12 protein-coding genes and 1 pseudogene are annotated in these 13,701 nt (G+C 70.2%); all 13 read left to right on the top strand.

Features of this window, described 5'->3' with window-relative positions; genetic code table 11:
- Positions 1–10: 10 nt before the first annotated feature.
- Complete coding sequence (locus tag ACTYVM_RS05375; protein ID WP_445524799.1) at positions 11–3,013, top strand: ATP-binding protein; 3,003 nt, start codon at positions 11–13, stop codon at positions 3,011–3,013.
- Between the two features lie 2 nt (positions 3,014–3,015).
- A complete protein-coding gene (locus ACTYVM_RS05380) occupies positions 3,016–3,711 on the top strand; it encodes a hypothetical protein (protein ID WP_445524800.1) in 696 nt (231 codons plus the stop codon).
- On the top strand, positions 3,708–4,025 hold the full coding sequence (locus tag ACTYVM_RS05385; protein WP_445524801.1) for a hypothetical protein: 318 nt from the start codon (positions 3,708–3,710) through the stop codon (positions 4,023–4,025). Before ACTYVM_RS05380 ends, ACTYVM_RS05385 begins: the two co-directional genes overlap by 4 nt.
- Positions 4,026–4,086: 61 nt before the next feature.
- Positions 4,087–4,386, top strand: coding sequence for a hypothetical protein (locus tag ACTYVM_RS05390; RefSeq protein WP_445524802.1), 300 nt, complete (start codon positions 4,087–4,089; stop codon positions 4,384–4,386).
- A complete protein-coding gene (locus ACTYVM_RS05395; RefSeq protein ID WP_445524803.1) occupies positions 4,383–4,823 on the top strand; it encodes a minor capsid protein in 441 nt (146 codons plus the stop codon). The genes ACTYVM_RS05390 and ACTYVM_RS05395 overlap by 4 nt, the downstream gene beginning before the upstream one ends.
- A gap of 10 nt (positions 4,824–4,833) precedes the next feature.
- A complete protein-coding gene (locus ACTYVM_RS05400; RefSeq protein WP_445524804.1) occupies positions 4,834–5,328 on the top strand; it encodes a phage tail tube protein in 495 nt (164 codons plus the stop codon).
- Positions 5,328–5,849 carry a DUF7426 family protein gene (locus ACTYVM_RS05405; protein ID WP_445524805.1) on the top strand — a complete coding sequence of 174 codons (522 nt, stop codon included), beginning with the start codon at positions 5,328–5,330 and terminating at the stop codon, positions 5,847–5,849. Before ACTYVM_RS05400 ends, ACTYVM_RS05405 begins: the two co-directional genes overlap by 1 nt.
- Before the next feature lie 68 nt (positions 5,850–5,917).
- Positions 5,918–6,058, top strand: a complete 141-nt coding sequence (locus tag ACTYVM_RS05410; protein ID WP_445524806.1) for a hypothetical protein — start codon at positions 5,918–5,920, stop codon at positions 6,056–6,058.
- A 6-nt stretch (positions 6,059–6,064) separates the two neighbouring features.
- On the top strand, positions 6,065–9,502 hold the full coding sequence (locus ACTYVM_RS05415) for a phage tail tape measure protein (RefSeq protein WP_445524807.1): 3,438 nt from the start codon (positions 6,065–6,067) through the stop codon (positions 9,500–9,502).
- On the top strand, positions 9,502–12,213 hold the full coding sequence (locus tag ACTYVM_RS05420) for a hypothetical protein (protein ID WP_445524808.1): 2,712 nt from the start codon (positions 9,502–9,504) through the stop codon (positions 12,211–12,213). Before ACTYVM_RS05415 ends, ACTYVM_RS05420 begins: the two co-directional genes overlap by 1 nt.
- 14 nt (positions 12,214–12,227) lie before the next feature.
- Entirely contained in the window at positions 12,228–12,554 is a 327-nt protein-coding gene (locus ACTYVM_RS05425) for an H-type lectin domain-containing protein (RefSeq protein ID WP_445524809.1), read from the top strand.
- Positions 12,555–12,619: 65 nt separating this feature from the next.
- On the top strand, positions 12,620–12,847 hold the full coding sequence (locus ACTYVM_RS05430) for a hypothetical protein (RefSeq protein WP_445524810.1): 228 nt from the start codon (positions 12,620–12,622) through the stop codon (positions 12,845–12,847).
- Positions 12,847–13,389, top strand: a pseudogene (locus tag ACTYVM_RS05435) (glycoside hydrolase family 25 protein); the annotation flags it as partial. The gene ACTYVM_RS05430 and the pseudogene ACTYVM_RS05435, both read left to right, overlap by 1 nt.
- Positions 13,390–13,701: the final 312 nt, after the last annotated feature.

Consider the following 13,701-nt stretch of genomic DNA (forward strand, 5'->3'; position numbering starts at 1 on the left):
GGGCGGGCCGATGGCGCGGAAGTTCACCACCGGCTTCGAAGCGGGTACCGAGTGGACCACCACCAACGGCTCGCCCACCATCGTCACCAGTCCCTTCAACTCCGGCGGGCACGCGCTCCGCTGCCACCCCACCACGGCCGTGCAGACCTCGATCTCACAGCAGGTCTACCCGGGCGACCAGACCGCCCACGTCTACATGCGGGCGTACATCTACGTCGCCGCTGCCCCGGCCGCTACCACCGGCCTGATCGCCTGGTCCGAAGAACCGACGACCGTGTCCGGGTTCTACGGCGTGAAGATGCTGACGAACCGCACGCTGATCATCACCAGCAGCACCAGCACCACCGGCGGCACGGCCACCTCAGCGATCCCGCTGAACACCTGGACACGGGTCGAGTTCGACTACGACGACTCCACAGGTACCGGCTCGATCTACATCGACGGCGTTCTCGCCACCTCCCGCACCGGGATCAGCATCGGCGGCGCCTCATACGCCCGCTTCGGCGTGATCAACCCGACCACCGCCGACATCTACTTCGACGACATCGCCGTCAACGACAGCACCGGCACCAGCGACAACGGGCTCCCCGGCCCGGTGTCCACCCCACCACCGGCCGGAGTGCTCGGCACAGCATCCGAGACGAGCACGGCGCAGGCCCTGGGCTCGATCGTCGGGCGGCCGTTCCACACCCTTCAGGACGACTTCAACGACAACAGCGTCGACCCGGTCAAGTGGCCCGACTCGTACAACGAGGACGGCTACAGCGAGGTCGGCGGCCGCGCCCGGGTCGTGTGCGACACGGGCTACAACGCGTACGCGTCCGCGACGGCGTACCACCTGCGCGAGTCCTCGGTGCACGTCCGTATGTGGCCGCCGGCCGCAGGAGGCGCGACCGACGAGGCGTGGGGCCAGGTCCTGATCCAGACGGCCACCGCTGGCACCGACATCGTGTTCACGATGATGGCCACCACTGGCCAGCTGATCATGGCTGTCCGCAGCATCTACTACGACCCCGAAGAGACGCGGATCCCCTACGACCCAGTAGCCCACGCGTGGCTGCGGGTCCAGGAGACCGGCGGGCAACTCCTGTGGGACACCAGCCCGGACGGGAAGACGTGGACCACCAGGCGCACGGCCACCAGCCCGGCATGGGTGAGCAATACGCCGCTACAGGTGCAGCTCATCGCCCACCGGGACGGCGGAGTCAACGACGTCGTCGAGTTCGATTCCTTCAACACCGGGGCCGCCCAGACGGCAGCGCTCACCGTGGCCGCCGAGGCCGACGAGGCGCAGGCGCTTACCAGGCGCCGGGCCCGGGCGCTCGACATGGCCGGCGAGCCGGACACCGCGCAGCCGCTCACCGGACGCCGGACCCGGGCACTCGGGACCGCCGTCGAGTCGAGTGCGGCGCAGGCACCCGGGTGGGCGCGCGCTCGCGGGCTCGCGCCCGGGGCGGAGACGGCCGCGGGGCAGACTCTCGTCGGCACGAAGCGCGCCACCCTCGCCCCGGCGGCGACGGTCGAGGCCGCGCAGCCGGTCACCTGGGCGAAGCAGGGCCAGCTCGGCACTGCGGAGGAATCCGCGGCCGCGCAGCCGGTCACCACCAGCCGCACGGCTGCGCTCGGCACTGTGGCGGAGACCAGCCTCGCGCAGCTGCTCGCCGTCGGCCGTACGGCCAGCCTCGGCACGGCTGGGGAGACCGCGGCCGCGCAGCTGATCGGCGTACGCGTGGCGGGTGCCCTGCCGACTGCGGCCGCCGTCGACACCGCGCAGCAGCTCGCCGGAGCAAGTCGGGCCGCCCTGGTCCCGGCCGTCGAGACAGTCACAGGCCGGGCTCTCGCCCGCGCGAAGCACACCGTCCTCCCCGAAGCCTCCGAGAACACTGCGGCGGTGCCGCTGGTGCCTACGGCTGACCTGGTGGGGGCGGAGGAGACCAGCGCGGCCCGCACCGTTGGCCACGTGAAAGCCACCACGCTGGGAGTGGCGGGTGAGGTGGGTGAGGCTCGGCCGCTCGGCCGGGCCAAGGCTGCGGGCCTCGGTGGGGCAGCCGAGACCGCGACCGCCCGGCCGCTCACGGGCGGCCGGAGCTGGGCTCTCGCCCCGGCGGAGGAGACGTGGACGGCGCGTCTCCTCACCGGGGCGAAGGCCGGCCAGCTTCCCACCGCGACGGAGTGGGCTGAGGCGCTCGGCCTGTCCGGCCAAGTGGCCGGTGCTCTCGGCTCCAGCGTGGAGTCGAGCGCAGCCCTGCCTGCGGTCCGCCGCAAGTCGCGCACCGTGGCGGCCGCGGCGACGGCCGAGGAGGCCCTTGGCCTGTCCGGCCGGGCAGCGGGCGGTCTCGGCCCCAGTGCGGAGACCAGTACGGCCCAGGCCACCACCGGCCGCAAGGCCCGCCCCATGGCGGCTGCGACCGTGAACGAGGCCGCGCAGCCCATCAGGGGCTCCAAGGCGGGCGCTCCCGGCCTGGCCGACGAGACCAGCACGGTGCGCCCGCTGACCGGTGCGAAGCAGCAGGCGCTCGGTACGGCCGCCACGGTCGACCAAGCGCAGCGGCTCACGATCCCCGGCACCGCCAACCCAGCAGAGGAGACCAGCACGGCCCGCCCGCTGGGCGAGGCCAAGCGGCAGTACCTCACTGGCGCGGTCGGCGTGGAGGAAGCACAGCCGCTCGGATCACACGCGCTGCTCCACCTCGGTCGCGCAGCCGAGATTGCCACGGCGATGCCCGCCCGTCGGCGGAAGACCCGCGCCCTCGGCCTGGCCGCCGCGGTGGATACGGCCCGGCCAGCCCAGGCGACGAAGGCCCTGCACCTGGGCGCCGCGACGGAGACGACACGGGCCTTGATCGGCCCGCAGATCCGTCTCATCTGGGCGGCGCACGGCGAGCAGGTGCTGCCCCTGGCAGGCAGGCGGCAGCGGCCTGCGGACCGGCTGGACGCCACCACGACAGGCCCGCGCCTCACCCCGTCAACGGGCGGGCCGCGGCTGACGGCCACAGCGACGACAGGAGGCTGACGATGCCCGACGTGGGAGACCTCGTCACCGCCCGGCTGGAGGTCGAACCGGCCGACCAGACGACCGCGGCGACGCTGCTGGTGACACGACCGGACGGAACCACGGTGTCGCCGGTCGTCACCGCGGCGGAGAGCAGCGGCGGGGTGTGGACGGCGCCGGTGGTCTACACGCTGGCGGGGGTGTGGCGGCTGTCGTGGACGGTCACGGGGACCGGCGCGTCGGTGGAGCACCAGCTCGTCTCCGTCGCCCCGACCCCAGGCGCGAGCGCGGGCGCGGGTGTGCGGGTGTACGCGACGACAACCGATCTCGCCAACTACCTCCAGGCTGCGCCGCCGCTGGACTCCGAGCAGCTGCTGGGGGGAGCCTCGCGGATGCTGGACGCGCGCGTGCTCCGCTGGTGCCGCTACGACGTCGATACCGACGGCAGGCCTACCCATCCGAAGGTCATCACGGCGATCGGTCGGGCGGTGTGCGCTCAGGTCGCCTGGTGGGACGAGGTCGGCGACAGCCGGGGCGCGGCCGGGGTGGGCTACGGCAACGTGTCGATCGGCTCGGTCGTGCTCGGTCGGTCAGTCACCGCAGTCTCCGGGGAGGACAGTCCGGCCCGGCAGATTGCCCCGCAGGTGTGGGACGAGCTCCGGGACCCCGAGCTGCACGACCTGTTGTTCATCGGTGCGATCTCGGCGGCGGGCGGATGAGCCGCATCCCCGGGTGGCTGCTGCGGCACCGGATCACGGTCGAGCCCTACCGGGGGGCCTCCAGCACCGGCCACATCTACGGGTCCCCGCAAGAGGTGCGTGCCTTCGTCGACGAGCAGACCCGCACGGTGCGGTCCCCGGGCGGCGAGGAGGTCACCTCGTCGTCGACCGCCTACGCCGCGCCGGAGACGACCGTGCCGTCTCTGTCCCGGGTGACGCTGCCGTCCGGCCGCACCACCACGGTCATCGCTGCGCTGAAGCGCGACGGCGGCGGGCTGTCCACTCCGGACCACGTGGAGATCCAACTCGAATAGGGAGGCTGCCGTGCCGCAGAGCTTTCGACTGCAATTCAACGAGACTGCGGTGGAGCGAACCATGCGGCGGGGCACCGCGCGTGGCCTGCTCCTTGGCGCCGAGCACGTGCTGACCGAGTCGCAGTCGTTCGTCCCGCTTGACGAGGGTTACCTCCAGAGCACCGGTACCGCATCGGTCGACGAGGGGACGCTCACGGCCGCCGTGGCGTACGACGGGCCGTACGCGGTCCGTCAACACGAAGAGATGGACTGGCGGCACGCGCCGGGCCGACAGGCGAAGTACCTGGAGACGCCGCTCAACGCCGAGCGGCAGCAGGTCCAGGCACTCATCGCCGCACAGCTGAGGCGGGCACTGCGGTGAGCGGCGGAACCCACGACGCCGACCTCCTCGTCGGCGTCGCTGAGCTGCTCGCCGCCGAGGGCGTCGGCGTTTACTCGCCGGACGCCCCGCTGCCCGCCGGCGTTACCGGGGTCGTGCTCGGCCGGGTGCCGGACGGCCCGGACCGGGCGCTAGGCCTGACGCCGTACCCGGTCGCGGACGACGACTCCACGGACTCCGTGACCGGGATCCAGGCGCGCATGCGGGCGGGCCCGAACCCACTCGACGTCGTGGCCCTGGCCGACCGCGTCTTCAACGTCCTGCACAACCGGCGAAGTTGGGACGCACACGGCGTCCGCGTCGAAATCTCCTGGCGGAACAGCCAGGCATGGATCGGCCAAGACTCGCGTGGTCGCGAGGAGCTGACCAGCAACTACTACTTCCGGACGGTTCGGTCCGGGATCCATCTGAACGACTGAGGAGGACCTGATGGCGAACCCGCCCGAGACCCCCACCAACGAGACCGAGCTGGCACGCGAGTGGCGGCTGGAGATCAACGTCGGCACCGACGCGGCCCCGGACTGGCAGCTCTGCCCGGGAGTCCGCGCGTTCCAGCCCGCCAGCGAACCGAACATCGAGGACTCGTCGGACTACGACGGCGAAGGCTGGGCGGCCAACGAGAAGACCGGCCAGTCCTGGGAGGTCAGCGTCACGATCCGCCGCAAGGCGAACAAGGACAGCAAGAAGTACCACCCGGTACACGAGGCCATCCGCCTGGCGCACTTCGCGTACGGCGACGCCAACAAGATCCACCTCCGCTACATGAACCGCGAGGGCCTCCCCGAGGCGTACGAGGGCAAGGCCATCCCCAACTGGCAACCCAGCGGCGGCGAGTACACCGCGCTCGGTGAGGTCGAGATCACGTTCACCGGCGACGGCCCGCTCACCCCGATCGACAACCCGCTCGCCACGGAAACGCCCTGATGGCGGGCGAGACTTTCGAGGCGCTCGACAACTTCCTTGACGACTACCTGGAGTTGCCGGTCAAGGGCCGCGACGGACAGACCCGGGTGTACCGGATCGAGGACCCGTCCGCCGAGGACGGCATCCGGATCGAGCGCATCACCTCGCTCGCCGCCCGCCTCGCCGCCGGCGGGAAGCGGCCGGACGCTCCGGTCCTCGACGACGAGGAGGAGCTCGACCTGTACCGCGCGTGCCTGGGCACGGAGTACGAGCCGCTCAAGCGTGAGCTGTCGTGGTCGGTCTTCAAGCACGTGAGCCTCACAGTCATGTTCTGGGTCACGACCGACCGTGAGACGGCCGCCGAGTTCTGGCAGACGGGGCAGCAGCCGGGAAAAGCGCAGAACAGGGCGGCCCGGAGAGCGCAGGCGAAGCCCGGTACCTCGGGATCGGCCGCGGAGAGTACGACCCGGTCACCGGCCTCTACGAGTGGTACGAGGGCGGGCTCCCGACGTCGCGGGAATCGCGGTCGCTCGCAAGCCTGACCTGGGAGCGGCTGCTCGCCCAGTGGCCGCTCATCGAGGCCGACCTCCACCAGACCTACGGGATCGACGTGGAGGACGGCATCCTCCAGCGCCGCTCCTGGCGCTGGTTCCAGGCCCGCGTCCTGGGCCTGCTCTCCACTGAGTCCCGCCTGCACCGCCACTTCGCACCACCTCCAGAGGAACCCAAGAACCGCACCCGAAGGAGGTGAGCCGTCGTGGCGCTGACCGTCGGCGAGCTGCACGCGATCCTCAAGGTCGACGACCGCGCCGTGCGCCCGGCTCTCCGCCGCGCGGAGCAGGCCCTGCGACAGTCCGGCCAGCGCATGGGCAGCGAAGCCAGCCGGTCCGGGCGGCAGTCGGGGCAGCAGCTCGCCGACGGCGTCGCCGACGGCACCGCCCGCGTCACACGCGATGCTGCCCAGACCGGGCAGCAGGCCGGGCAGCAGCTCGGCCAGGGCCTGATCCGAGGCGCCGACGGCCAGTGGCGGAACATGCGCGGCGAGCTCGTCGACGCCGTAACCGCGGCGGCCGCCGAGGCCGAGGCGCAGGCCCACCGCGCCGGGCAGCAGACCGCGCAGCGGTTCGGCGACGGCGTGGGAACCGGCGCCCGGGGAGCCGGGGACGGGCTGACCGACGGCGTCCGCCGCGGCGGTGACGAAGCGGCCCGCGCCGCACGCGACTCGGGGGACCAGGCCGGCGAGGGCTTCATGTCCCGGATGCGGAGCAGCGCGTCCGGAGGCGTGAGCGAGCTGGCGGGCAACATCCGCTCCGGCCTGGCCGGCAAGCTGGGCCTGGCCGCTGTAGGCGCGGCCGCTGGCGCGGCCCTGATGGCCGGCATCAGCACGGCCATGGAACAGGGCCAGGTCACCGGCCGCCTGGCCGCGCAGCTCGGCGCGACCGGGCCCGAGGCGCAGCGGTACGGGCACGTCGCCGGGCAGATGTACGCGGCCGCCGTGACCGAGGACTTCCAGGGTGCGGCGGACGCGATCTCCGCGACCATGCGAGCGGGCATCGCGCCGCCTGGCGCGACGGAGGCTCAGCTCCAGTCGCTGGCCACGAAGGTCCACGACGTGTCGGAAACCTTCGAGCTGGATCTGGGGCAGGCCGCGAACGCCGCCGGTCAGATGATCAAGACCGGGCTGGTGAAGAACGGCGACCAGGCACTCGATGTCCTCACTCGGGGGCTCCAGAAAATGGGGCCTCGCGCCGACGATATCGCCGATACATTCAACGAATACAGCGTCATTTTTCAGCGGCTCGGAATTGACGCCAAGACCGCAACGGGCATGATGTCGCAGGGCCTGAAAGCGGGCGCGCGCGATACCGATGTCGTCGCCGACGCCCTGAAAGAATTCGTCATTGAAGGCGTCGCTGGCTCCGACAAAATCGTGAACGGTTTCAAGGCTATCGGCCTGAACTCCGACACGATGATCAAGAAGCTTTCCAAGGGTGGCCCGGAGGCAACCGAGGCGCTACAGAAGACCCTCGACACGCTGCGGAAGATGGAAGACCCCGTCAAGAGGGACGCCGCGGCGACGGACCTCTTCGGCACCAAGGCAGAGGATCTCCAGGGCGCGTTGGAGGCCCTCGACCCGTCGACCGCTGCTGATGCGCTCGGCAAGGTCGGCGGTGCCGCCGACGAGATGGGCAACACCATCCGCGACAACGCAGGCACCAAGCTGGAGGCCTTCAAGCGCGGAATGCAGCAGAAGCTCGTCGACTACCTCGGCGGCACGGTAATCCCCGGCCTGCAAACCGCGAAGCAGAAGATCGGCAAGTATCTCGGAGGTATCTGGGACGAGGCCGGAAAGGACGGCGCCAAGGGCGCCGACCGGGTCGTCTCGTTCTTCGAGATCCTCGGCCAGCGGCTGCTGGATAAGGCCGGGGAGCTGGCACCGAAAGCGATCGAAGCGATCGCCGGACTCGGGCAGAAAGCGGCCGACTACATCATGGCCAACCCGATGCAGGTGCTGAAAATCACGGCGATCGCGGCAGCCATCATCATGGCGATCGCGTTCCTCCCGGAACTGGTCGCCGCGGGTATCAGCGCGACCGTGGGTTTGATCGTCGCTGGTTTCGTCGGCCAGCTGGTGACGGTCACCAACGAGAAATTGCCGGAGTGGTGGGACTCGTTCACCGACTGGATCTCGTCGAAGGCGAGCGCTGCGGGCTCGTGGATGGCCGGGCTCGGCCTGGCGATCGCCCTTTGGTTTGGTGGCCTGTGGTCCACGTACGTGTCGGGACCGGTGAGCCGGACCTGGGACTCGTTCCTCACCACCGTAAGAGGGCTGCCTGGCCGGGTGATCGGCGCTCTGGCCGCCCTGGGCTCGCTCCTGGCCGGCAAGGCCAACGAGTCGTGGCAGCGCTTCAAGGACGCCGCGGCAGCGAAGGCAACCGCCTTCGTCACGTGGATCGCTGGCCTCCCGAAGCGGATCTCGTCCGGGATCGGCTCCCTGGGCTCGCTGCTGTACACCAAGGGCGTCAACGTTGTTCAGGGCCTGTGGAACGGCATCAGCGCGATGGGCGGCTGGATCCGCAGCAAGCTGATCGGCTGGGCGAAGGCGATGATCCCCGGGCCGATCGCGAAGGCTCTCGGCATCAACTCGCCGTCGAAGGTGACGAAGGCTCAGGGCCAGTGGATCGCGCGCGGCCTGGTCGACGGGCTCACCGGCTCGGAGAAGCAGATCAAGGCCGCGGCGACCAAGCTGTCGGACATCGTCGCCGACGGGCTGAAGCCGGGCACGAAGCGGTCCAAGGCCCTGGCCACGGTGTCGTCGGGCACCAAGAAGCTGCTGAAGCTCGCTAGCCAGGAGCAGAAGGTCGCGGACAAGCTGAAGGCCGCGACGAAGAAGCTCAACGACCAGATCGCGGCCCGCGACAAGCTTGTCGACTCCGTGAAGAAGGGCGTCCTCGAGGGCGCGGACATCACCAAGCAAGACACGGGCGGCTGGACGCAGACTGCGGACACGATCCTCGCCCAGCTCCGGCAGGACACGGCCGCCGCGCAGGCCTTCGCGAAGAACCTCGCGGAGCTGAAGAAGAAGGGGGTGCGCGCGGATCTCATCTCGCAGATCGCGGAGGCCGGCGTCACGCAGGGCGGGGCTACGGCCGCCGCGCTGGCGAACGCCAGCAGTGCGCAGATCAAGGCCATCAACTCGCAGCAGTCCGCGCTCGTCACCGCGGCGGGCAAGGCGGGTACGACGGCTGGTGACGCCATGTACGGGGCGGGCATCGCGGCCGCGCAGGGTCTGGTGAAGGGGCTCCAGAAGGAGCAGAAGAGCATCGAGGCGCAGATGCTCAAGATCGCCAAGAGCATGTCCAAGTCGATCAAGAAGGCGCTGGGCATCAAGAGCCCGTCGAAGGTGATGGCGTTGGTCGGCCAGTACACCGCGCAGGGCCTGGTGAAGGGCGTGGAGTCGGAGCGGTCCGCCGTCAACCAGACGATGGCCTCGCTCGTGGAGACGCCGGCGCCGGGCTCGTGGGACCTCGCGTCGTCTCGGGCGCGCGCGGCTGCGTCGGAGCGGGTGGTGCTGGAGCTCCGCTCGTCTGGCCGCGCCGAGGACGACTACCTGGTGGAGCGGCTGCGCCGGGGCGTGCGGAAGAAGGGCGGCGGTGACGTCGACCTGGTCCTGGCTGGAAGGAGGAGCGGCTGATGGGCTTCCCGGAGGACCCGCTCGGCACGCAGGTGGAGCTTCAGATCGGGGGTGTGTGGACGGACGTCACCGAGCATGCGCTGACGCGGGACATCATCACGCACACCCGCGGTCGTACGGGTGAGGGGCAGGCGGTTGACCCGGCCTCCTGCTCCCTCACTCTGAAGAGCCCGAACGGCTTGTACTCGCCGCGGAATCCGCGCTCGCCCTACTTCGGGAAGATCGGCCGCAACACGCCGATGCGGGTGTCTGTGCACACCGGTACGCCGTACCTGGACCTGCCAGGCATCCCGGACACGGCCACCACTCCCCACCACACCAGCCTCAGCATCACCGGAGACATCGACCTGAGGTGGGAGGGAGAGGCCGACTGGTACGGGGCCGGCGGGCAGATGCTCATCGGCAAGTGGGGCGCAGCCGGAAACCGCAGTTACCACCTGCGGATCGAAGACGGCCGCTTGTACATCCACACCACCCAGGACGGCACCGTCGGCAAGAACACGTCCGCCCCACTCCCGGCCGGCATGCCTCGCCACGCCGCCGTACGCGGCACCGTGGACGTCGACAACGGCCAGGGTGGCATTACAACCGGCCTCTACTGGGCCACGTCCCTCAGTGGCCCCTGGACTCAGTTCCTCACTGCCCCAGACAGCGATGGCACGATCACCATCTACCCAAGCACCGCTCCGCTGTCGATCGCACCGCAGCAGCTGGACCTGGTCACGGTCCTCCGGCAGCCGGTGGTCGGCCGCGCCTACCGGGCGGAGGTCCGCAGCGGGATCAACGGCACGATCGTCTCGGCCCCGGACTTCACGGCACGCCCGGTCGGCGCCACGTCGTTCACGGACAGTGCGGGCCGTGCCTGGACGGTGGACGTTGGAGCTATCACCAACCGGCAGATCAGGTTCAGCGGGGAGTACAGCGACTGGCCGCCCCGCTGGGGCCGCAACGGCGCCCTGATCACCGTGCAGGGCGAGGCGTCCGGGATCCTCCGCCGCCTCAACCAGGGCCGCAAACAGCTCCAGTCCACGCTGCGGCGCCGGATCCCCTCCGACCCGACGCTGATCGCGTACTGGCCCATGGAGGACGACCAGGACGCCACCTCCGCGGCCAGCGCCATCCCCGGCGTACAGCCGATGAAGGTGGCCAACGTCGAGTTCGCCGCCAACGACAAGTTGGGCGGATCCAATCCGCTGCCGGAGATCCAGCCCGGCGCCACCGTCTCCGCGACCGTGCCGCCCCCACCGACAGGCACCGGCCCATGGCATGTTGAGTGGGTCAACTACCTTCCCGGCGCGCCCGTCTCGAGCACCGTCCTCATCGAGATCCAGGCCACCGGCACCGGCGCCCTGTACCGGGTACGCGTGGCCACCAACCAGGTCCAGCTGCAAGTGCTCGACGCCGATGGCAACCAGCTGCTGCTGACGTCCACGACCGCCGGCACGACCCCCAACTTCTTCACCAACTGGAACCGCGTCCGGGTGTTCGCCCGCCAGACCGGCAACACCGTCACAGTCGACCTGGCGTGGCTGAACACCGCGGCGTCGATCGGCCACTACCAGTCTGGGAGCTTCACCGGCACCGTCGGGCGGGTGAGCAGTATCCGCTCCAGCTTCGGGCAGGGCCTGGAGGACACGTCGATCGGCCATATGGCCGTCTTCCAGGCAACCGACACCAAGATCTTCAACAACGCCGAGAACGGCTACAACGGCGAACCGTCAGGAACCCGCCTGCTGCGCCTGGGCGCCGAAGAAGGTATCCCGGTGATGGTCATCGGGGACCCTGCGGAGCATGCCCGCATGGGCCCGCAGCGGCCTGGCCAGCTGCTGGAACTGCTCGACCAGTGCCAGCAGGCGGACGGCGGGATCCTGGTGGAGGACAGGGAGCGGCTGGGTCTGCGCTACCGGGGCCGGACCACGCTGTACAACCAGCCGCCGGCGCTCACGCTGTCATACCAGGCGAAGGGCCTGGGCGAGCTGGAGCCGATCGACGACGACTCCACGGTCCGCAACGACCTGACCGTGGAGAGGATCGGCGGCAGCTCGGCGCGCGCGGTGCTCGAGGCGGGGGCCCTGTCGGTGCAGCCTCCTCCGGACGGGGTCGGCCGCTACGACGACTCGGTCAGCCTGAACTTGTGGTTGGACGAGCAGACGGAGCCGATGGCGTGGTGGCTGCTGCACCTGGGGACGTGGGACGAGCCCCGCTACCCGACGGTTACCCTGCGCCTGCACAAGGCGCCCGCCCTGATCCCGGCCGTGCTCGGTATCACCGAGGGCGACCTGATCCGCATCACGGATCTGCCGGACTGGCTGCCGCCCGGCCCACTGGACCTGATGGTGCAGGGGTACACCGAGCGGATCGGCACCCGCACGTGGGAGATCGACCTCGTGTGCGCGCCGGCGGGCCCGTATCAGGTGGGCGTGGTCGATGACACCGTGCTTGGCATCGTCGACACGGATGGCAGCGAACTGGCGGCCGCTGTGACTGGGACTGCCACGTCGCTGTCGGTGAAGGTGACTGCCGGGCCGCTGTGGAAGTTCGAGACGCCGTTCCTGATCAGGGTCGGTGGCGAGGTGATGACCGTGACTGGCATCACCGGCAGCTCGTCCCCCCAGACGTTCAGCGTGACCCGCTCCATGAACGGCGTGGTCAAGCCGCACGTGTCGGGCACTGACGTACGCCTCGCCGATCCCGCCATCGTCGCCCTGTAGGAAGGAGTACGCCTGTGGCTGTACAGGCCACCGCGTGGCAGCCCGGTATGCGGATCACTGCCGAACGCCTCGCCGCCCGCAACGACCAGAACGGCACAGTCTCGCTCACCTGGACGACGGCCACCGCCAACCAGTGGGTTCAGGCTGACGTCGTCTTCCCGCAGCCGTTCGCGACAACGCCTGTCGTCCATGTCACGCCGCAGGCTAGTGCCCCGGCTGTGGGCGGCACTACGACGTTGATGTACGCGGTCAGCGGCGTGACGACCACCGGGTTTTCCATCCGCGCGCTCCGCAGCACCGCTTTCAGCGGGCAGCCGTTTGCGTGGACTGCGATCGCCTAGCCCTGCCCCCACCCGCCCCGCGCCGACCGGCCCGGGGCTTTCTCTATGCCCTCCTGGAGGCGTTCATGGCCGCAGAGATCCACCCCGCCACGGCGCGGATGCTCCGCAACTTCCGCTACGACCACCTGCCCGTCCACCTCCAGAGGGTGTCCCGGCCGTTCCACGACCTGGCGCACGAGCTCGCGGAGACGCTGGCCGGGCCGGAGGTTACGAAGGCGCTCGACGACCTGTGGAAGGCGAAGAACTGGGCCGTCGTCGCCGCGTCCAACGAGGGCCAGGAGGTGACCAGCTGATGGCCACCTGCCGCGGCATCGACGTCAGCTCGTACCAGTCCGAGACGTACAGCACGAGCGGCAGCGACTTCGTGTTCGTCAAGGCCACCGAGGGCGTCTCGTACATCAACCCGAAGATGCGCGCGCAGGCCGCGCACGCACGCGCTGCCGGATGCGTCGTCGGGTTCTACCACTTCCTGCGCCCCGGCGACATGGCCGCCCAGGCGCGGTACTTCGTCGAGAAGTGCGCGTCCCTCGAGGGCGACCCGCTGTGGGCCGACTGGGAAGACCCCGGGGTCTCATGCGCGGACAAGGACCGGTTCCTCGCCGAGGTGAAAAAGCTCCGCGGCAGCACGCACCGGGTCGGCCTGTACTGCAATCAGGACTACTGGCTACGCCGGGATACGACGTCGAACGCGGGCGACGCCTTGTGGATCGCCGACTACGTCACCGCCGGGCAGCCCCGGATCAAGGCGGAGTGGCTGTTCCACCAGTACACCGACCGGCCCGTCGACACCAACGTCGGCCAGTTCGCCGACCGTGCCGCGCTGCGCAAGTGGGCCGACATGGGCAGCACTTCGAGCAGCGGCTCGTACACGCCGCCAGCCTTCCCGGCCGGGCTCGGGCCCAACAAGACCAGCCCGTCGGCCGTGCCGTTGCAGCGGGCGCTCAAGGCCGCGGGGCTCATGGACAAGTCCGTGCCGGAGTCGCCGAACTACGGGGCGAAGACGCAGGACGGCGTCATCGCGTTCCACAACGCGCACCCCGAGTACCGCTCGAAGGGCGTCACCCGGGACCCCGCGATCGGACCGCAGGGCTGGGCCGCCCTGCACCGCCTCGCCTACGCCAAGCCCACCACCTGACAAAGGGGAAAC

The sequence above is a fragment of the Streptomyces cyslabdanicus genome, from assembly GCF_052663305.1.